We start from the raw sequence: 20,684 nt of genomic DNA, 5'->3' as shown, positions 1-20,684 counted from the left end.
AGGCCTGTTCCGAAACTATTTCCGCCGAATCTTGAATTCGACCGCCTTCTTCTTCGCGATTTCGTTCTGCATCCGGTATTTCTCGTGAAGCTGCTTCTGCACGGAGAATTTTCCGCCGGCGGGTGCGGGAAGCCACGTTCCGTCGCTTTGGAGTATGCTCGAATGCGTGTCGTCGTCGAAATACATCATCAAATCATCCTTTATTTCCGAGAAGCACTTTTTGTCGAGGATGGGGAAGAGAAGCTCCACGCGCCGGTCGAGGTTCCGCGGCATCCAGTCCGCGCTTGAAAGGTAAATCTCCTCGTTTCCCGAATTCTTGAAGTATACGGCGCGCGCGTGCTCAAGATACCGCCCGACAATCGAGACGACCGTTATGTTCTCGCTCTGCCCCGGAATGCCCGGCACGAGCTGGCAGATTCCGCGGATGTTCAGCAGAATCCTCACGCCTTTTCTGCTCGCCTCGTAGAGCGCGTCGATTATCTCCTCGTGCCCCAGCGCGTTCATCTTCGCGACTATCATTCCGGGGTTTTCCGGCGTGGAGCTTTCTGCCTCGCGCTTTATCATCGAAAGAAGGCGGCTTTTCAGGTTTATCGGGGCGACGGCAATCTGCTTCATCGTCTGGAGCGCCGAATATCCCGAGATGAGGTTGAAGAAAAGCGTGATGTCGTTCGCAATCTCTGGGTTCGTGGAAAGAAGGGCGAGGTCGGAGTAGATTTTCGCCGTCTTCGCGTTGTAGTTCCCCGTCGAAAGGTGGACGTAACGCCTGATTCCGTCGCTTTCCCGTCTGATAATCATCATCGCCTTTCCGTGGACTTTGAGGTTCACGATTCCGTATATGACAATCGCGCCGGATTTTTCGAGCTGGCTTGCCCAAGAGATGTTCCTCTCCTCGTCGAATCTCGCCTTGAGCTCCACGAAAACCGTGACCTGCTTTCCGTTCCGCGCCGCCCTGATGAGCGATTTGACTATCGCGGAATTCCGTTCCGTCCGGTAGAGCGTCATCTTTATTGCGAGGACTTTTGGGTCGTCCGCCGCGCTTTCTATGAGTTTCGTCACGGGGTCGAACGACTCGTACGGGAGGAATATCAGCCTGTCGCCCGATTCGACAAGCTCCCAGACCGACTTGTTCGATTTCTTCATCGGGCTGAACGTTTTCCACGGCTCGAACACGGCGGGAATTCCCACGAGCGCGTTTCTCGCTGCCGTCTCCTCGACGACGGAAAAGTCCTCCGGGTGGAGCGGCCCTTTTATGCGGTACACGTCCTCGTCGGACAGCCCGAGGTTTTCCGCGAGCGTGCATATGAGCTCCTCGTCCTCCTCCGAGCATTTCGAGCAGATGAGCCGCACCGCGAACGAGTTGTGGCGGCTGGCGATGACGTCCTCCATCGCCTCGATGAACTGGCTCGATTCTTCATCCACGCCCATGTCCGCGTCCCTGTCTATCGAGAAAAGCATCGCGCTTTCGACGGAGAATCCCGGGAAGAGGCTCGTCCCGAATTCGAGGATGATGTCGTCAATCATCGTGAAGTGCTTCTCGTCGCCATCGCTCGGAAGCCAGATTATCCGCTCGAGGCTCCGCGGAATCTGCACGAACGAGACGCGCGGGCTTTTTTCCGCCCCGTCGAGCCACGCCGACTGGTTTTTCACGCCGTCTATCATCGAGACTTTGAACGCTATGAAAACCTCGTTTCCCGGAAAATGCGGGAACCGTCCCTCCGAGCGGAGCGGGGTGAGGAGCGGGAAAATCTCGTTCTGGAAGAACGTCCCGGCAAACGCGCGCTGCTGCTCGGAAAAATCGTTCACGGAGATGTACCTGACGCCGAATTTCGGAAGCTCCTCCATGACGTCTCGGTGCAGCTCGTCGTAAAGGTGCCCGATGAGCCTGTGGCAACGCTCGCTTATTTTCGACAGAATTTTTTCCGTGCCCTCTTCGGCAGTCCCGTCGGCGATTGCCCGTTTCATCGACGCGATTCTCACCTCGAAGAATTCGTCGAAATTTGTGGAGACGATTCCGAGGAATTTGATGCGCTCCATGAGCGGGTTGTCCTTCCTCATCCCTTCGTTCAGAATCCTCGCGTTGAATTCCACCCATGACTGGTCGCGGTTGAAATACTTCATCTTCCGTTCCTCCCGGTTTTAGCGGAGCATAACCCTGTATCCGAAAATCGACTCGAACAAGTCCGATTTCTCCTCGATTGCGATTTTTTCGAGGACGTTGTTGTGGGAGCCGTCCGTCACAATCGTCATCGTGTCCGTCGTGAACGAGAGGCGGAACTTCCCGATTCTCTGCGTGTGCGCCCTGTCGAGGGAGTCCGCTATTTTGAGTATTGCCGTCAGCTTCAGGATTGTCAGCCGGGCGTCCCTCGGAAGCGACACGAATTCCTTGTCGCTTTTCATCCGCTTGGATTCCCTGTGGTAGAGGGCAATCTGCGAGACAATCTGTATGTCCTCCCGGTTCAGCCCGAAAATCTCCGAGTGCTCGATTATGTATTTCGAGTGCTTGTTGTGGTCGTGCGTCCGTATGAAAGAGCCGATGTCGTGCAGGAGCGCGGCAATTTCGAGGAGGAGGCGCGGGCTGCAGTGCGACTCGCTTTGGGCGCTGCTTTCCTCAAGCCCGAGCTCGTCCTTTAGCGAGTCGAAGAACGTGAGGCACATGTGCCTGACGTGCTGGGCGTGCTTCTCGTCGCCGTGGTATTTTCTGAGGAGGGCGAGCGCGCTGGCGAGAATCTGCGAGTAGAATTCCTTCCTGACGTTCTGTATGTTCTGGTTCGAGATGAAGATGCCCTCTCTCAGGGACGTTTCGGGAACGAGGATGCGCTCCGCCTCCGTGCGGTTGAGGAACAGCTGGAAGACGAGCAGGTTCATCGAAAGGGAATCCGCCTCGTTGTACGGAATCTTGAACCGTGCGGCGATTTCTTCCGTCGAGTATTTCTGAACTTCCTCCATGAACGCGTCGAATTCGCCTTTCGTCATCTCCCACAGGAACGCCGAGACGGGCCGCCCGGAAAAGAGCGCCGCAAGCTGCATGTCGCTTCCGATTGCGATGAAATTCCGCACTTTGCCCAAATCAAGCTCGTCGTCGAGCGCGATTTTCGTGTTGTTGATGAATTCGTCGATGTACCGCTTAGCGTCCGGCATCGAGCCCATCCGCCTGAGCTGCTGCTCGATGATGACCGTTCCGAGCCTCATGCTGTGCGCGCCCGCGATTTTCCCGTCCTTTAGGAGCATTATCTCCGTCGAGCCGCCGCCGACCTCCAGAATCACCGAATTCCCGTTCCTGTCGATGAGCCCCTGTCCGTCCTCGCCCTTGAGGCATTCGTTCACGGCGAGGAACATCAGCCTGTTCTCCTCGATTCCGTCGATGACCTTCACGCGGAAGCCCGTCTTCACCATGATGCGGTCGAGAACCGAGTCGCGGTTCTTCGCCTCCCGGAACGCGCTTGTCGCTACGACGGTCGTGTCCTTCTCGGAAATCCTCCATCCGGCGAGCTGCTCCTTGAACCTGTTGAGTATCAGAAGGCACTGGAGGAGCGTTTCCCGGCTTATCGTGCCTGTAGTGAACACGTCCCGCCCGAGCGAGACCGCAAGCTCCGAGCGGTCAAGGATGTTTCTCGTTCCGTCGTCAAGCTCCTCCGCTATCAGCATCCTGATTCCCGTGGAGCCTATCTCGACGGCTGCTTCCATTTTTGGCATAACTGCGTCTCCGACAAAAGAAAACGACCGCAGGAGGGCAATGCGGTCGCGACAAGAAGAAAAGAGCGGGATTCTGGTGTCATGGCTCTCCGCCGAACCCCTTTTCTGAAAAAGAGCTGCGCCCCGGAGGGCATAGCCCTACAGTTTGTCTATAAGCATTGAGCACTTTCCGGACGGAATTGGGAGCGTCTTCTTCTTTTGGTCGATGATGTTTATCGTGAAGTAGTAGAGCTTCTCGCTTTCCATCTGGATTTCCCATCCGCGCGGGCTTTTGTTGCTCAGTATCGTGATGAGGTTCCGCTTGAGAGAAAGCTTTTCGATTCCCATTATCTCAAGGTTCGGAATCATCCAGTCGACGGTTTTCCGCGGCAGGCTAATCTCAAGCCCGATGACGTTCTCTATCATGAGCGCGATTGTCGAGAGCCCGATTGACAGGAGATAGTGCTTTCTCGGGAAGCCCGGAACCGGCTGCCCGTCGCTTCCCGTGAGGCGCGCGATTCCCTCCTTGCACGGGAGATACGACTCGTAGAGGTCGCCTTTGCTCCCGTCCGCAGGGGAGAGGGATTCCAGCACGAAATACAGGTGCCTGATTGCGCATTCGCGCGCAAGCCCGTACTGCTGGTATTTCTCAAGCCCCTTTATGACCATGAAGTTGAATTCCGGGTAGACTCCACCGCGGAATCCCTCGCCGTCCGCGCTGAATTCGGCGCTGTCCGCGCTGAGCGTCGGGAACGGATGGTCCGTGCCGAACGTCTTCGGGTTCGACAGGTGCGCGATGAGAAGGTCAGCCTTGTCCGCGTTCGGGATTTCCGCGAGAAGCGGCCAGAATCCCGCGATTGTCTTGTGCGGGAGCTTGTTCCCGTCCTCGTCGAGGTCGTGGTAGAACCCCGTCTCGTCGTCCCACATGAGGTTGTTTATGCGCGTCTTGAGGCTGAAATAGTTCCTCTTGAACTGGAAGCTCAGTTCCTTGTCGTTGAGGATGTCTCCGAGCGAGCTCATGTTGAGCGAATTGATTGCCATCGCGGTGTTGAAATCGACCGGGAATTTCGTCCCGTCCCTCGGCGAGTTGAACATCGTCGAAGCCTGGTGCGGCGCGGCGTACAGTCCGTTCGGCTGCTTGAACGTCTCGTCTATCCACGTCATGTATTTTTGGAGTACGGGCATGACCTCCTTAATCCTGCGCTTGTTTGCGGATTTGTGGTACAGGTTGAATTCCGCCCACGCGAAGAGGGGAAGCCCGATTCCCTCGGGGTTCGATTCGTCGAGTATGGGTTCCCCAGTTTTGAGGTCGTACTTCCATCTTATGGCGCCGTTCTCCTCCTGCTTGTCGTAGAGGTAGTCCAGGTTCTGGCTCGCCTCGTAATTCTTGTTAGAGTATACGAGAAAGAACGACGAGAAAATCGACTCGAACTGGTCGATTACGAGTTTTTCTTGGGGAGTTGTCGGGGGAAACACAAAGTATCCGTCCTTCGACACCGCCTCGGGGGACGTCGAATCTGCAACCTTTGGTGTAAGCCATGACGATGCGATCCAGTTCCACGTCTTGTCGTAGATGTCTACGAAATCCTGGTCGTAAAAATGGATTTTAGGAAAATCTTTCTTGTTCACAAAAACTCCAAATTTTGGAAATAAAAATTCCTTAGCGGAATGAGTATACCACAAAATACATTGAAATTATTAAAAAAAATCGGGAATTTAAATATCGGACGGAATTCACCGTTCAACAGTCCGGATTTGTAAAAATCCCCGGTTCTTTTTCCTGCGCTAGAACGTGAACCGGACGGTCTCCGTCTCGTTTTTGTTCCTCATCTTGAGGAAGAGCGTCTTCAGCTGCTTCCGGTAGACGTAGCCCGCGGAGTTGTAGTTCTCGAAGCGCGGGTCGGAGGGATACGACAGCCCGTAGATGTTCATGTTCTTGAATTCCGGCATGTTCATGAGGATTGTGTAGTGGATGTTCCCCACGTCCGATTTGAGGAGCATCGTCCCGACGTTGTTCCTCTGCGTGTAGGAGATGTCCGCGACCGTCCACGCCCAGATTGAGCCGTCTCTGAGAATGAGCGAGCAGTGCGGGTAATCGACGTTGCTCACGACCGACGGGTAGATGTCCGCCGCCGTCGCAAGGTCGAATCCCCCGCGGATGAGCGCGGATGACGTTATTGCGCGGCCCGCGGTCGTTATCTCCGGTGACGTTACCTGCTCCCCGTACGAGATGAGCGCGGCTCCTGCCTCAATCGCGGTGACGGGCGGGACGGGCGCGTCGTTCTCTGCGAGAAGAATTGCCTGTCCGCCGGGAACGGTTGCGTCTGCGGCGAGCGAGCACGACGACTCGATGGCGGAGACGCACGATTCCATTGCGGGCGCGAGGTATTCGGCGAGCTGGCTGTTCTTTTTTGAGAGCGCGATGTACGTCCTGATGATTCCCGCTGCCTGCGCGACGGTCGCCTTGAATTCCGTCCCGTCCGCGTTCGTCGCGTTTCCGCTCATGATGGCGCTCGGAATCGAGAGGAGCTTCTTCACGCTTTCCGTGGGACCGATTACCTCGATGAATTCGGCGAGGTCCTCCATCGTGAAAATGTTGAGCGCCGATGACGAGAGCGACGTGAGACCCGCGGCGTTCTCTATCATCTCCTCCATGTTCCTGAGCTTCATTGAAAGGCTCGGCTGCATCGTGCTGAGCGAGCCGAAATACGGCGCGGAAAGGTACGTCCGCTTGTTCCCCTTCTTGAACGATTCCGGAACGGACGCGAGCGCCTCCTCGAACCTTCCCTGCGCGTCCATCTCCGCCATGTATGCGACGACGATGCTTTCCGTGAGCTGCGACGGCATCTTCATCGCTTCCGCCGTGCCCGACACGAGCTTCGCCCGGAATTCGCGCATCTTTTCCTGGTAGAGCTGCTCTCCTGCAACCTCCAGCGTCGGGCTGAGCGAGGCGAACGTGAATATCGTCGACGGGTCGTAGAGCGAGAACGTCGCGAAAGGGCTTTTCTGCGAGATGAAAATCTGCTCGTCGGTAAGCTTCGACGCGGAGAACGAGTATGTCGAATTCTTCGAGGTGAAAATCTGCCGCGAGTTCGTCCGCTCCGTCACGGAATACCCGGTCGACGGCTTGAAGCTGAACGACACCGATTCCGCGTCTTTCGGGAGCGAGGCGAAAATCGAAAGAGATGCCTCGTCGTCGGATTCATTGTGCGCGAAGGTGAGCGAAACCTCGTCCTCGCCCTCCGTCCTGAACTTGAACGTCACGGTTCCCTGCGCCTGCTGCTCGTATGAAAGCAGCGACAGATTTTCCGTAACTGTGTTGTTTCCTTCCGATTTTTTTGTCAGAATCGCGGGGTGAACTTCGTCAGCGGTGAACGATATGCCTTTGAACGAGACCTGCATGGAATTCTTGAGGGATGTTCCCCCGTCCTTGTCCTGCGTCTGCGCCAATGCAATCCTCAGCGCCCCGAAATTCTGGGAGATGACAGATTCGTTTCTAAATTGAAGAAAGAATATGCCGACAATGATTATACTATACAAAATAAGAAGCCCGATTGATTTTCGGATTGGATGGAAATACATTCGGATAGTGTAATCAATCCCATGCAAAAAATAAATATGACAGCCGCCATGACAGGCATGATTTCCCGGGGAAATTTTCCCTGCGGAGATTTTTTTTCCGTGACGGCGGCTTCGGGCTCGGGACGGCGGGGATTGCCGCGGTTCCGGGCATTGCGTTTCAAGACATTCTGTTCCGGAAAATGGCTTCCGGGCAGTTTTAATAGGCGCGCCGGGATTGCATCGTTTTTTCCGGCGGCTCTTGTATGAGGTTCGTATGAAAATTGTGAGGAAATCATGCGCGGCGTTCGTTTCCGCGTGTATTTTTGCAGTGGGCGCGTTCGGCGCATCGAATTCAAGCTCGTCGATTTCGTCGGGCGGGGTGAAGACCGTAAACCGCGTCTCCGGCGCGGCTGTTTCGTCGCCTTCCGACGCGCAGTTCGCTGCCGAGCTCGGGAACGCGCTTGAGAACGGAACGGCGGAGGACGCGCTCAAGCTTTTTGAGAGCCACAGCACCGACGACCCCGGGCTTCTTTCCCTCAAGGCGTCGCTTCTTCTTTCGTCGGGCGACGTGAAGTCCGCGTCGGCTCTCGCGTCGAAGCTCTTGAAGGACAATCCCGAGGACATCGACATCCTGACGCTCAACGTGATGACGGCGAAGCAGTCCGGCGACACCGTGAAGAAGAACCAGTGCCTCAGGAAGATAATCGCCCTCGACCCGAAGAATCCTGACGCGAACATCGAGCTCGGCGACGAGCAGGCGCTCCGCAAGGACTTCAACCGCGCGCTCGGCTATTACAGGACGGCGTGGATGAGCGAGGCGACGAACACGACGGCGTGGTTCGGGTACGGGAAGATGAACTACTACCTCTCGAAGGACAAGGACGCGCGCAGGGCGTTCGAGCGGATTCTCACGATGGATCCGGAGAACGACCAGGCGCTCGCGTATCTCGGCAAGCTTGAGGGCGAGAACAAGAAGTACAAGAGCGCGAAGGAGTACATCGACCGCGCCATCGCGATAAACCCGAATTCGTCCGACTACTACCTCGACCTCGGGACGTACGACCGCTTCCTCGGCAAGTACGACGAGGCGGAGGGCGCATGGCAGCGCGCCGTTGAGCTCGACCCGAACTATTTCCTCGGGTACGCGTACCTCGCGGGGCTGTACGACGAGCAGGAGAAGGAGGACAAGGCGTTCGAATGCTACAAGCAGGTCGTCCTCAAGAATCCCGGATATTACTACGCGTACGAGTCGATTGGAATGCACGCATGGCGCACCGGCGATTTCGAATTCGCGCGGAAGGCATTCCTTGAGGCGGCGAAGTACAATGCGGAGAACGTCTCGTATCCGCTTATGGTGACGGCATGCCTTTACAAGCAGAACAAGGTGAAGGACGCGCGCGATTATTCGGAGTCCGTGTACAGGAAGATTCAGGACAAATCGTCGGTCGACTACAAGATGCTCAGGATGTACCACGACCAGATGGGCGACAACGACGTCACGCTCGCGGTGCAGAAGCTCGGCAACAACGCGGAGAAGGGGAACATCACGTCGAACCGCGGGAAATACCTCTACTATCTTGCGCTTTACTACGACATAAAGGGCGACGTCTCGCTCGCGCAGAAATTCTACGCGGAGATTTGCGCGATTCAAAGCCCGATGTTCTTCGAGTACCGGCTCGCGAAATGGTCGCTCAATCCGGACAGCGACGAGGCCGCGCGCGAAGTCGGGAAAAAATGAGGGTAAGCGGATGTCCCAGACGAAGAAAATTGTGGAGCTGTGCGGGAAGACGTTCGTCCTTATAGGAACGGCGCACGTCTCGAAGGAAAGCGTTGACGACGTCGTGCGCGGAATCCGCGAGGAGATGCCCGATTGCGTCGCCATCGAGCTTGACGAGGAGCGGCTTTCGTCCCTTGACGACGAGAACGGCTGGAAGGATATCGACATCGTCAAGGTTCTCAAGGACGGGAACGGATTCCTCCTTCTGGCGAACCTCATCATGGCGTCTTTCCAGAGGCGGATGGGGGCGCCGTCGGGTACCCGCCCCGGCGACGAGATGCGCGCAGGAATTCGTACGGCGTCGGAAATGGGCGTTCCCTCCGTCATGGTCGACCGCCCGATAAAGACGACGCTCCGGCGCGCGTGGGCGACTGCTCCCGCGGGAAGCCGGATGAAGCTCCTTGCCGTTCTCCTTTCGAGCGCGTTCGACACGAACGAGGTCAGCACGGGGGAAATCGAGGCGCTCAAGAATTCGAGCGAGATGGACAACATGATGGGCGAGGTCTCGGAGGCGCTTCCTTCCGTGAAGAAAGTCCTCATCGACGAGCGCGACGAATACCTCGCGGCGAAGATTTGGGAAAGCGTCTCGGGCGAGAACGGAAGCCGGAACAAAGTCGTCGCCGTCCTGGGCGCGGGTCATCTTCCCGGCGTCGAGCGGCGGCTCTCCGAGATTGCAGGCGGATGTTCGACGGACGTTTCGGGGCTTTGCTCCGTCCCCGAGAAGAAGCGCTCGGCGCGCGTCGCAAAATGGCTCGTGCCCGCGCTCATCGTCGCGCTCATCGTTTCCGGGTTCTTCATCGGCGGGAAGAAGGCGGGAATCGACTCAATCGTGAAGTGGTTCGTCTGCAACGGCGTGCTCGCGGGGGTAGGCGCCGTCGCGGCGCTCGCGCATCCGCTGGCAATCCTCGTCTCCGTTGTCGGCGCGCCGTTCACGTCGCTCTGCCCGTTCATCGGCGTGGGGATGCTTTCCGGGGCGGCTCAGGCGTTCTTCTGCAAGCCGAAGGTCGCCGACATGGAGGCCGTCCTCGATGACGTATCGTCCGTCCGCGGGTTCTACAAAAACAGGCTCCTCCGCGTGCTGCTCGTGTTCTTCCTTTCGTCGCTCGGCTCGTCCGTCGGGACGTTCGTCGCAGGCTCGCAGTTCGTCGTGGGGATAACGCAGGCGGTGTCGGGGCTTTTCTCGTAGCAAAATAGACCTGTTCTGAAACTGCGGTTTCCGAACAGGTTTGCTATTTTTTCTCTCGTCCGCGGTTTTTCGCCGCGGGCTTTTTTTTTGATGAAACGAAATGCCGTTTCTGCTAGTATTCCGCGCATGAGATTTCTCCCGATTTTCGTCCTCGCTTTTTCCGCCGCCGTTTTTGCGGAGGATGCCGGGGTGCTCCTTTCCGGCTATCTCGAGAACGACATCCAGCTCAAAAAATATTCTGTCACGGCGGAGTCGAAATCGCTCGCGCTCTCTTCCGCGAAAATCGATGCGGGAGTCTCCGTGAGCCTTTCGACGGGAAACGTCCGCGTCTATTCGTCGGGAAAAAAGACGAAAATCACGGCATCCCCGTCCGTCGGCGTCTCCGTTCCCTCCGCGTCCGCGCTCGATGTCTCCGCGAAGCTCCCCGTGACCGTCGAGGACGGCGGGCGGACGTTCTCCGACGGGACCGTTTCGGCGACCGTGGGGATACTTTCCGGAAGCGCGCTGAAGAAGAAGGTCTCCGTGCTCGAGGCGGAGCGCGCGCTCCTTGAGGCACGACGGGACGTGAGGATGCGCGCATACTCGGCGGAGAAGGAATTCTACGAGTCGCTGAAATCGCTTTACGGCAGGGTCGTTTCCGTGCTCGACTCGCGCTCCGACCTTTACGATGACGAGAGCGACCTCCGCGTCCTTTCTGCGCAGGGCTATTCGCGCTCGTCGGCCTCGTTCCGCCGGAAAAGCCTCGAGGTCGAGGAGGACCGGCGCAACGTGGGCGAGAAGGAGCGCGTGCTTGTCCGGGAGACGGCGATTTTCGCGCGGAAATGCGGCGCCGCGTTCGGCCAGGACGGCGCCAAGCCGACGTTCGACGACGTCCTGGCGTTCCTTCCGTCGTCCGTTCCGGAGCAGGACGCGGAGGACGTTTTCTCCCGCGACCGCTCGCTGTACGCCGAAAGCGAGGAGGCGCGCTGGAAGCAGTTCATCGGCGGGCTGTCGAGGAAGGCGGAGCCGGACATGACGCTTTCAGTTTCCGGCGAATACAAGATGAACGATTCGTTCTACGGCGGGAATTCCGATTCTGCGGGCGGAAGCCTGTCTTTCTCGTGGAGGGGCGTTTCTGCGGGCGCGGGAGTTTTCGTTCCGACCGGCAGGACTGTCCTCGGCGCGGATTCTGAATCGGGCGGGAAGAACGAGCCGTATTGCGTGCTTTCGCTCTCGCTTTCCCCCGACGAGTGGCGCCTTGCCGGGATTTCCCGCAGGCAGGACGAGCTTTCCGCGCGCCTTGAGTCGCTCGGCGTGGATTCCGCGGACGACGGCTACGATTCAGCCGTCCTCGACGCCGCGACCTCCCTTGCCGACGCAAAATGGAAGAAGAAAGCCCGCCACGAGGAATACCTGACGAACAAGAGCCTCGAATCCGACATGAAGCAGTGGCTCAGGCAGGGGAGCGTCACCGAGAAGGATTATCTGGACGCGAAAAATTCATGCGAGCAGGCGAGGTTCAACGAGCTTGTCAGCGATGTTGAGCTTTTGATTGTGAACGACAAAATAAGGCTGATGTTCGTGGAGGAATGACTGTGCCGAAAAAAATGAGGAAAGTCTGGCTAGTTGCCGCGGGAAGCGCAGCCGTTCTGTGCGCTGCCGTCGTCGCTGCGAGGAAAGTTGTCGGCTCGGGAAAAAACGACGCTGTTTTCTACACCGTCCGCACCGAGTCCTACGAGAACGTAATCGAGATTGCGGGGACCGTCAGCGCGGCGAAGAGCCAGTCGCTCAAAAGCCTGAACGACGGCACGGTCGTCGGCGTTTTCAAGTCGGAGGGCGACAGCGTGAGGGCGGGCGACCTCATCGTGCAGCTCGACGACTCCGAGCAGCTCTACAACCTCGCGAACCTCGACTACGAGATAAGCGTCGCCAGGCAGAACCAGACGGCGGGGAAGCTTTCGCTGATGCAGACGCAGCGGAAGTCGCTCCTCAGGAAGGTGAGCGACAGGAAAATCGTCGCGACGTTCGACGGAATCATCGCGAGCCTCGACGTGAAGACGGGCGACTACCTAGAGGCGAAGGATTCGATAGGGACGCTCGTCGACACGAGCTACCTTACGGCGGAGGTCGAGGTGGCGGAGACGGACGTGTCGAAGCTTGCGGTCGGGCAGAAGGTCATCTTCTCGTTTCCCGCCTCTTCGTCGTCTGCGGAGGGATTCCTCGTCTCGTATCCGGCAATCGGGACTGTGACGAGCCGCGGCGCGACCGTGGTGAAGGCAAAAATCCGCCTGGACGACGTTCCCGAGGGCATCCTCCCGAATTTCTCGTTCACCGGGAAAATCCAGATAACGGAGCCGGAGGAGAAGCTCGTCGTGGAGCGGTACGCAATCGGGCACGAGAAGGGCGGCGCGTTCGCGGATGTCGTCGACCGCTTGGGGAACATCCGCCGCGTGGACGTCGAGGTGCGGCCGTACGGAACCGATTTCGTCGAGATTCTCGGCGGGCTTTCCGGCGGCGAGCGTCTTGCGGCGCAGAGCGAGGCGTCGAAGAGCGGGCGTATGAGGACGTTCAAGAAGGGCTCGGACAAGAAAGGCGGGCGGAACGACCCTCCGCGCCCGTTCTGATGGGGGCGCGCTAATGGAAATCATTCGGATGGAGAACGTCGTGAGGTCGTATGCGATGGGCGAGGAGGTCGTCCATGCGCTCCGGGGCGTGACGTTCAGCATCATGCAGGGCGAATTCGTCTCGATAATGGGGCCGAGCGGCTCGGGAAAATCGACGTGCATGAACATGATTGGGTGCCTCGACCGCCCGACGTCCGGAATCGTGCGGATTGGGGGGCGCGAGACGGCGGGAATGTCGGAGAAGGAGCTTTCCGCGCTGAGGAACAGGACGGTCGGGTTCGTCTTCCAGCAGTACCACCTTCTTCCGGCGCTGACCGTGCTCGAGAACGTCATGCTCCCGCTGCGGTATCAGGGAATCGAGCGGGAGGAGCGGCGCGCGCTCGCGCTGGAGGCGCTTTCCCGCGTGGGGCTTTCCGGGCGCGTGAACCACCTTCCGAACGAGCTTTCCGGCGGGCAGAAGCAGCGAGTCGCGATTGCCCGCGCGACCGTCACGAAGCCGAGCATCATCCTTGCCGACGAGCCGACGGGCGCGCTCGACAGCGCTACGGGAAAGGACGTCATGGCGCTTTTCGACGAGATAAACGGCGGCGGGACGACCATCGTAATCGTGACGCACGACCCGGGAATCGGGGGGAGCACGAAAAGGTGCATCCGCATTCTCGACGGGCTCGTTCAGGGAGACGACAGGAAGCCGGGCGAGGAGGTTCCGCCCGACTACCATCTCGGAATCGACGTGAGCCGGCTCCCCGACGACGTCCTGTTCTGACAGGAGGAGCAGATGTTTGAGGATTTTATCGACGCGTTCAGGAATTTCTCACGCGCAAAGACGAGGACGTTCCTCTCACTTCTCGGCGTCATCATCGGCGTCGCGAGCGTGATAATCATAACGAGCCTCGGAGAAAGCTCCACAAGGAAAATCCGCGACGAATTCGGCTCGACGGGGCTTGATTTGGTCAGCATATCGTCCGGATTCATGCGCCGGAGCCGGAACGCCGTGCAGCTTTCGTTCGACGAGCAGTTCCGTTCCGATTTGTTCGGCGCGGTAAAAAATATCCGCAAGGTCTGGTTCAAGAATTCCGCCAGCTTCACGGTGAGCTACGGCGAGACGAGCGTTTCCTCGTCGGCGACGGCGGTGGAGCCTGGATATCTGGACGTGTGCGGGCTTTCGCTCGATTACGGCTCGTATTTCACCGTGACGGACGACGTTTTCGGGGCGCAGAAGATGGTAATCGGAAGCGAGGTCGCGAGCGCGCTTTTCCCGGACGGGGATGCGGTGGGGAAGGGCGTCGTCGCCGTTTCGGGCGACGTTCCGTTCTCGTTCCGCGTCGTCGGCGTCCTCAAGGAGCAGGCAGGCGGGATGGAGTCCTCGACGACGGGAATATACGTCCCGCGGGGATTCTACTCGAAGAAAATAAAGCCGAACCCAGCCGCTGAGACGGTCGTCGTTCAGGCGGAGGACAAGAAGTTCTGCTCGTCGATAGCGGAGGACGTCGAGTCGTTCTGCACGGACCGTTCGGGGACGGAAGGCTCCGTCTACGTTTTCTCGATGCAGTCGATGATTGACCAGATGAGCTCGGTGATGGGCGCGCTGTCGCTCATGCTTTCGGGAATCGCGGCGATATCGCTTCTCGTCGGCGGAATCGGAATCATGAACATCATGATAGTGACCGTCACGGAGCGGCGGCAGGAAATCGGAATCAGGAAGGCGCTCGGGGCAAGCCCGCTCGCGATATGCCGGCAGTTCCTCGTCGAAAGCGCGTGCATAACGCTCCTCGGTGGAATCTTCGGGATTGCCATCGGAATCGCGATAAGCCTGGCGATCGAGTACGTCGTCCCCGACCTCCAGTTCGCAATCGATTTTCCCGCGTGCGCCGTGTCGTTCGCGTTCTCCGTGCTCGTCGGCGTGTTCTTCGGGCTGAGCCCCGCGCGTCGCGCCTCGAAGCTCGACCCGGTCGATGCTCTCGCGTGACTGTTCCGCCGATTTTTGTCATTCCCGCATGTTTTCGTGTAATTTATAGTCATGGCAAAGAAAAAGGAAATCGTTTACAAATGCTCGGAATGCGGGTACTCGCAGCCGAGGTGGCTTGGAAGGTGCCCGCAGTGCGGCGCGTGGAATACGCTTGCGGAATGTATCGTCGACCCGAACTCGACGACGGCGGCGTTCACGGGGAATTCGGCGACGGAGAAGGTGAAGCCCGTGCCGCTGTCGCTCGTCTCGGCGCAGGAGAATGCCAGAATCGTCACGGGAATCCAGGAATTCGACCGCGTTTTGGGCGGCGGCGCGATGAGGCGGAGCGCCATCCTGATTGGCGGGGAGCCTGGAATCGGGAAGTCTACGCTGATGGTGCAGGCGTGCGCCGCGATACGGAAGGCGACGCCGGGAAAGGTTCTCTACGTCTCGGGCGAGGAGAGCGCGGGGCAGGTGAAGGGGCGGGCGGACAGGCTTTCGCTCGACACGTCGGGAATCGAGATTCTCTGCACGATGCGCCTTGAGGACATAAAGGACGCGCTCGTCGCGCTGAATCCCGTCTTCGTCGTCATCGACTCGATTCAGACCGTGTATTCCGTAGAGGCGGGAATCGTCCCGGGAACAGTCAACCAGCTGAAATTCTGCGCGAACGAGCTTATCGGATGGGTGAAGGAGCGCGACAGCGTGATGGTCATGTCCGCGCATGTGACGAAGGACGGCGTCATTGCCGGGCCGAAAAGCCTCGAGCACATGGTCGATACGGTCATCTCGTTCGAGCGGAACGACGACGAGGTTCGGTTCCTGCGCGCGAGCAAGAACAGGTTCGGCTCCGTGGACGAGCTGGGGATTTTCGCGATGGGGGAGGACGGGCTTTCGTGCGTCGGCGACCCGAGCGCGATGTTCGTCACGAAGCGCACGGGAAAAACGCCCGCCGGAATCGCAAACACGTGCGTGTTCGAGGGAAGCCGGGCTTTCGTCGTGGAGATTCAGGCGCTGACCGTTCCCGCGAAGTCGAGCATGAGCCGCGTCTATTCCGACAAAATCGATTCCGCGCGCGTCGCCCGCGTCGCTGCCGTCCTCGAAAAACGGACGGGGCTCAGGTTCTCCGACATGGACTTGTACATCAACGTTGCCGGCGGCGTCCGCCTTGCTGAAAGCGCGATTGATGCCGCCCTTGCCGCCGCCTTGTATTCCGCGCGCACTGACGTCCCGATTCTCGACGGCTCCGTCATCATCGGCGAGGTTTCGCTTGCGGGCGAGGTTCGTCCCGTCCAGAGAGTCAGGCAGCGCGTGAAGACTGCCCGCGAGCTCGGGTTCCGCGACGTCCTTGCCCCCGACGATGAGGACGGGGCGCGCAGAATCTCGTCCGTGAAGGAGATGCTCGCCGCCGTTTTCGCAAAGTAGGCCGGCGGGGAATTACTGCGTGACCATCGTGTTCGGGGCGACGCTCCTCATCACCCAGGTGTTTCCGCCGATGGTGCTGCCCGCACCGATTACGGTCTGCCCCCCGAGGATGGTGGCGTTCGCGTATATCGTCACGTTGTCCTCGATTGTCGGGTGTCGTTTTTTGTCCTGGAGCGATTTCTTCACGCTGAGCGCGCCGAGCGTGACCCCCTGATAAATCTTGACGTTCTTTCCGATTACGGTCGTCTCTCCGATGACGACGCCCGTCCCGTGGTCGATGAAGAAGCTCTCGCCGATTTCCGCGCCCGGATGTATGTCGATTCCCGTGCGGCTGTGGCTGTATTCGGTCATTATCCTCGGGATGACGGGGACGCCGTTCACGAAAAGGAAATGCGCGATTCTGTACGTGACGATTGCCTCAAGCCCCGGGTACGAGACGATGACTTCCTCGTTGCTCTTCGCGGCTGGGTCGCCGGCGAATGCCGCGAGCGCGTCGAGGTGGATTTCCCTCCGCAGCTCGGGGACGGCCTCGATGAGCGCGACCGCGGTCTTCTCCGAAAGCGCGTAGCAGTGCGATTTCTCGGGTGCGCCCCTGTCGTCGCACGACGCGCATTCGTATACGAGCGCCTTCTGGATTTCCTTCGTCAGCATCGTGATTATCCTGTTGACCTTCTGCCCCGTGATGTAGCGCAGGTTGTCTGCGTCGATGTCCTCCGCCTTCTTGAATCCCGGGAAAATAAGGCTCTGCAGGTCGTGGAGAACCTCGACGACGTTCTCCTTGTTCGGGAACGCCCTGCTTCCGTTCTTGTTTATGTCGCCCGTCTCCTCGTAGGACACGAGTATCCTGTCGATTGTTTCGTCTATGCTCATTTTGACCTCTGAAACAGGAACTGCCCGAACAGCCTCGTCCGGGGCAGTCTCCTTTATGGAATTTCGAAAACTCCGTCTTCCGCGGATTCCCTATGCAAACAGTAGCATTTTTCTTTTTTTTTGGAAACGCGGGATTCCGCCGTTCCCGCCTGATTTTTTTTCGCCGTGCTTTAAGATTGGTTTTTGAATTCCGCGTTTTTGCTGATAGAATCGATTTGTCGTGTTTTTTTTGTTTTCGGCTATGCGCACAAAAGCGCCGGTTCTGAACCTGCTTTTTTGCGTCCTCCGGCAAGAGGAAAAACTGCCAAGGAGATACCATGAGGTTGAGGAAACTGATTGCGGCATTCGTCGCATTCGGGCTGCTTTCGGGCGGAATCGCGTCGGCGCAGAAATCGGCGGTCAAGGCAAAGACGGCGAAATCGGCAAAAGCTTCCGCCGTCACGAAAAAAGTCGCGAGCCGCGTCCGCGATTACAACGTCGGCGATATCGGTCCCGGCGGCGGATTCATCTTTTTGGAGAACAAGAACTACAAGAGCGACGGGTGGCGCTATCTTGAGGCGTACTGGTCTGATGAGCTGTTCAACGTAAAGTACGAGGACGGCGCGAAACTCGTCAGCAAGCTCCGCGCGGGAAACAAATCCGACTGGTTCGTTCCCGGCGAGTCCGATTTGAACGAGCTCATTTCCGCGCTCGGCTACCCGAAGGGAATGCTTCCGCCCGGACGGTATTACGTCTCCGGCGGAAAGAAAACCGTCGGGATGAGCTTCGACGTAAAGACGAAGAAGCGCACGCTCGGAAAGCTTCCCGCGCGATTCGACGCTTCGAACGCGAAGCTCAGCAAGAATTCGAAGCTCGCCGCGCTTGAGGGGAAGCGCTCCGCGAGCCTTCTCGGGAACGTCGTCGCCGTCCGCAAGGTCACGGTCTCGGAGATAACGTCGTCGCGCTCCGTTGCCGACCTCGTCCGCATCAGGGGAATTTCCCGCTCGTCATCCGCGGGGAGGACGCAGCAGGACCAGGAGATTGAGCAGGAGGCGCAGCAGGCGCAGGCTCCGCAGTCGCAGTCGGTCTCGTCCGCAACTGCATTCACCGTCTCGTCGCAGGCTCCGTCGCGGACCGATTATTCGGCGCTGGACGAATATGTCCGCACGCTGCCGATTCCCGCGTCCGATTCGATAGAAACCGTCGCTCGGAAAGTCTGCCAGACGGCCAAGAACGACAAGGAGAAGGCGCGCGCCATTTTCGCGTGGATTGGATACAACATCGCATACGACAACGATACGTATTACAGCACGACGCTTTCGTCCTCGGAGAAGCGCGAGATTGGAATCTACGATCCGGACAAGACGTTCCAGCGTCGCATGGGCGTCTGCGAGGGATATTCGAAGCTCTTCATAAAAATGGGCGAGGCTGTCGGGCTCCATTCCGAATACTGCAGCGGATACGGCAAGGTTGGCGGGCACACTGTCGCCGACCCGAAACTCGGAAGCCACGGATGGAATGAGGTCACCGTCGGGAACAGCAAGATGCTCATAGACGTGACGTGGGGAGCCGCCGAGTCGCAGGACGGGACGGGCGTTCCCGAACTCCAGGACTGCTGGTTCGACTGCGATCCCGGAACGTTCGTCTTCACGCATTTCCCCGCGCCGAGCGTGAACCAGACGAGGACGCCGCAGCCCGAGAAGCAGCATTTGTCGAAGCCTATTTCCGAGGCGATGTTCCGCGCGCTTCCCGGCATGAAGATGAACTACATCCTCGCGGGATTCGTCGGTCAGGACATAATCAACTTCACGAAGTCGCATCCGCAGGCGTGGCGCGTGAAATCGTACGACAACGTCATAACGATGGCTGGAAAGGCCGGCGTGAGGGTGAACAAGATAGAGCTGAGCGACCAGATTGTCGTGGGCGACACGTGCCGCTTCAATTTCAAGATTCCAAGCGGGAAGTCCGTTATGGCGTATTTGAACGGCTCTCCGCTCGGCGAGCTGAAGAACAACACCGATTTCGACATCTCGTGCACGGAGGCGGGAAGCCTCGTCTTCTATTTCAACCAGGGTGACGGGCGTCTCTGGGCGCTTTTCGTGTACGATGTGGTGAATTCGCGCTCGGCGCCGCAGGCATCGGCAGTGTCGTCGGCGTTTGCGAGCTACTGATTCCGCCTGGCGTCAGCTGTTTTTCGCGCGGGTTTCGCCATCCGGAATGAGTTTTTTGCGATGAATTCTTTTTTTCCGCTTGACGTAATCCGCGCGTTTCTGTATATTTTGCAAACATTCGCTCTTGTAGCTCAGTCGGTAGAGCACCGCATTGGTAGTGCGGAGGTCAGCGGTCCGATTCCGCTCGGGAGCTTTAGCTTACTTCATAAAATTTAGGAGAATGAAATAAAATGGGTAGCAAGAAGAAGACGGCAATTGACATAATCGCTCTTCAGTGTACGGAGTGCAAGCGCAAGAATTACACGACGACGAAGAACCGCAAGAACATAACCGGCAAGCTTGAGAAGAACAAGTACTGCCCGTTCTGCCGCAAGGAAATTCTTCACAAGGAAACAAAAGCGAAATAATGCTCGCTTTGGTTGAACCGTTGTTTTGCGCAACGGTTTGACTTCCGTTCTTTTTTATTCACTTTTGATTGTATTTTTAGGCGAGTAGCTCAGTTGGTAGAGTCCTGGTCTCCAAAACCAGTTGTCGCGGGTTCGAGTCCTGCCTCGCCTGTTTTTTTTATTTAGAAGAAAGAGGATTGACATGAAAAAGATTTTTCAGTTTTTCAAGGAATGTGGCGTCGAGTTGAGAAAAGTCGTTTGGCCGTCTCGCAACGATGTTGTTGCCTCTGTGAAAGTCGTTTTCATTTCTACCGTAATCATCGCTGTTATTCTTGGGTTGCTTGACGTTCTGTTCACGTCGGCGATGCGCCTCGTTTTTTAGTTTCCGGTTGATTTTTTGTTAGAAACGTAGGTAATTATGTCAAAGAATTGGTACATTATCAGCACGTATGCAGGGTATGAGGATAAAATCGAGAAACTCCTCAATATGAAGATAGAGAGTGGCGAAATCAGTTCTGATATCGTTACCAGCGTAAAAGTTCCGAAAGAAGAAGTCGTAGAATTCGTCAAAGCAAAAGACAGGAAGACAGGAAAGGAAATCGAGAAGAAAAAGGTCGTCAAGAACAAGATTCTTCCCGGATATATAATGCTTGAGATGGATTTGCCCGAGGTTGGATGGAAGGAGACGTGCTCCGTCATCCATCGCATTCAGGGCGTTTCCGATTTCGTCGGGACGAACCCGTCGCAGAAGCCCCGTCCGATTTCGACGGCCGAGGTTCGCAATATCTTCAGAAGGACAGGCGATTTGCCCGGCGAGAAGAATGTCCGCATCAAGCAGAACTATTCCGTCGGCGATCAGGTCAAGCTCAATGATGGTCCGTTCGCCAATTTCAGCGGGCCGATTGATGAGATTTATCCTGAGAAGAACAAGCTCAAGGTTCTTCTTCAGGTTTTTGGCCGTGTCACTCCCGTCGAGGTTGATGCCTCGCAGGTGGAAAAACTCGTAAAATGAACAATAAGGATGCACCGTTCAGTTCTTTTTGGATTGGACGGTGTGTCTTATTTTTGGGAGAAACACATATCCGTCGGATGAAAGTGTTTCGCTA

The 20,684-nt window shown here is 57.6% G+C and carries 16 protein-coding genes and 2 tRNA genes; 13 read left to right on the top strand and 5 right to left on the bottom strand.

Annotated elements, in window-relative coordinates; all coding sequences use genetic code 11:
* Window positions 1–15 precede the first annotated feature (15 nt).
* From ppk1 to TRESADRAFT_RS12120, 4 genes are all read right to left on the bottom strand, one after another.
* The gene (ppk1, locus tag TRESADRAFT_RS12135) at window positions 16–2,118 is read right to left on the bottom strand and encodes a polyphosphate kinase 1 (protein WP_002706061.1); all 2,103 of its coding nucleotides are present in this window, start codon (window positions 2,116–2,118) and stop codon (window positions 16–18) included.
* A gap of 18 nt (window positions 2,119–2,136) precedes the next feature.
* Complete coding sequence (locus TRESADRAFT_RS12130) at window positions 2,137–3,693, bottom strand: Ppx/GppA phosphatase family protein (protein ID WP_002706059.1); 1,557 nt, start codon at window positions 3,691–3,693, stop codon at window positions 2,137–2,139.
* Window positions 3,694–3,831: 138 nt separating this feature from the next.
* A complete protein-coding gene (locus TRESADRAFT_RS12125) occupies window positions 3,832–5,301 on the bottom strand; it encodes an MGH1-like glycoside hydrolase domain-containing protein (protein WP_002706057.1) in 1,470 nt (489 codons plus the stop codon).
* 156 nt (window positions 5,302–5,457) lie between these two features.
* A complete protein-coding gene (locus TRESADRAFT_RS12120; protein WP_002706056.1) occupies window positions 5,458–7,254 on the bottom strand; it encodes a hypothetical protein in 1,797 nt (598 codons plus the stop codon).
* Window positions 7,255–7,507: 253 nt separating this feature from the next.
* Between TRESADRAFT_RS12120 and TRESADRAFT_RS12115 the strand changes: the two genes are divergently transcribed.
* The 7 genes from TRESADRAFT_RS12115 to radA all read left to right on the top strand — a co-directional run bounded on the left by TRESADRAFT_RS12115 (window position 7,508) and on the right by radA (window position 16,172).
* Window positions 7,508–8,971 carry a tetratricopeptide repeat protein gene (locus TRESADRAFT_RS12115; protein WP_002706055.1) on the top strand — a complete coding sequence of 488 codons (1,464 nt, stop codon included), beginning with the start codon at window positions 7,508–7,510 and terminating at the stop codon, window positions 8,969–8,971.
* A gap of 10 nt (window positions 8,972–8,981) precedes the next feature.
* Entirely contained in the window at window positions 8,982–10,196 is a 1,215-nt protein-coding gene (locus tag TRESADRAFT_RS12110) for a TraB/GumN family protein (protein ID WP_002706053.1), read from the top strand.
* A 126-nt stretch (window positions 10,197–10,322) separates the two neighbouring features.
* Window positions 10,323–11,768, top strand: a complete 1,446-nt coding sequence (locus TRESADRAFT_RS12105; RefSeq protein ID WP_002706051.1) for a hypothetical protein — start codon at window positions 10,323–10,325, stop codon at window positions 11,766–11,768.
* Window positions 11,765–12,799 (top strand): efflux RND transporter periplasmic adaptor subunit, encoded by a 1,035-nt coding sequence (locus TRESADRAFT_RS12100; protein ID WP_002706049.1) that lies wholly within the window; start codon window positions 11,765–11,767, stop codon window positions 12,797–12,799. The genes TRESADRAFT_RS12105 and TRESADRAFT_RS12100 overlap by 4 nt, the downstream gene beginning before the upstream one ends.
* A gap of 13 nt (window positions 12,800–12,812) precedes the next feature.
* A complete protein-coding gene (locus tag TRESADRAFT_RS12095) occupies window positions 12,813–13,565 on the top strand; it encodes an ABC transporter ATP-binding protein (protein WP_002706048.1) in 753 nt (250 codons plus the stop codon).
* 12 nt (window positions 13,566–13,577) lie between these two features.
* The gene (locus tag TRESADRAFT_RS12090; protein ID WP_002706045.1) at window positions 13,578–14,768 is read left to right on the top strand and encodes an ABC transporter permease; all 1,191 of its coding nucleotides are present in this window, start codon (window positions 13,578–13,580) and stop codon (window positions 14,766–14,768) included.
* 51 nt (window positions 14,769–14,819) lie between these two features.
* Window positions 14,820–16,172 carry a DNA repair protein RadA gene (radA, locus tag TRESADRAFT_RS12085; RefSeq protein ID WP_002706044.1) on the top strand — a complete coding sequence of 451 codons (1,353 nt, stop codon included), beginning with the start codon at window positions 14,820–14,822 and terminating at the stop codon, window positions 16,170–16,172.
* Window positions 16,173–16,184: 12 nt separating this feature from the next.
* Here radA and epsC read toward each other — a convergent pair whose 3' ends face one another.
* Window positions 16,185–17,042 carry a serine O-acetyltransferase EpsC gene (gene epsC, locus TRESADRAFT_RS12080; protein ID WP_002706043.1) on the bottom strand — a complete coding sequence of 286 codons (858 nt, stop codon included), beginning with the start codon at window positions 17,040–17,042 and terminating at the stop codon, window positions 16,185–16,187.
* 317 nt (window positions 17,043–17,359) lie between these two features.
* Between epsC and TRESADRAFT_RS12075 the strand changes: the two genes are divergently transcribed.
* The 6 genes from TRESADRAFT_RS12075 (at window position 17,360) to nusG (ending at window position 20,590) form a co-directional block, all read left to right on the top strand.
* Entirely contained in the window at window positions 17,360–19,192 is a 1,833-nt protein-coding gene (locus TRESADRAFT_RS12075) for a transglutaminase domain-containing protein (protein WP_002706042.1), read from the top strand.
* 120 nt (window positions 19,193–19,312) lie between these two features.
* Window positions 19,313–19,385 (top strand) — tRNA-Thr (locus tag TRESADRAFT_RS12070).
* Between the two features lie 37 nt (window positions 19,386–19,422).
* Window positions 19,423–19,599: a 50S ribosomal protein L33 gene (rpmG, locus tag TRESADRAFT_RS12065; RefSeq protein WP_002706041.1), complete on the top strand. Its 177-nt coding sequence runs from the start codon at window positions 19,423–19,425 to the stop codon at window positions 19,597–19,599.
* 78 nt (window positions 19,600–19,677) lie between these two features.
* A tRNA-Trp gene (locus TRESADRAFT_RS12060) sits at window positions 19,678–19,750 on the top strand.
* 30 nt (window positions 19,751–19,780) lie between these two features.
* Window positions 19,781–19,960, top strand: a complete 180-nt coding sequence (secE, locus tag TRESADRAFT_RS12055) for a preprotein translocase subunit SecE (protein ID WP_002706040.1) — start codon at window positions 19,781–19,783, stop codon at window positions 19,958–19,960.
* A 36-nt stretch (window positions 19,961–19,996) separates the two neighbouring features.
* Window positions 19,997–20,590: a transcription termination/antitermination protein NusG gene (nusG, locus tag TRESADRAFT_RS12050; protein ID WP_002706038.1), complete on the top strand. Its 594-nt coding sequence runs from the start codon at window positions 19,997–19,999 to the stop codon at window positions 20,588–20,590.
* Window positions 20,591–20,684 lie beyond the last annotated feature (94 nt).

The organism is Treponema saccharophilum DSM 2985 (assembly GCF_000255555.1).
GTDB lineage: Bacteria > Spirochaetota > Spirochaetia > Treponematales > Treponemataceae > Treponema_D > Treponema_D saccharophilum.
The sequence above is the reverse complement of the archived record's forward strand: the minus strand, read 5'-3'. Positions and strand labels throughout refer to the sequence as shown.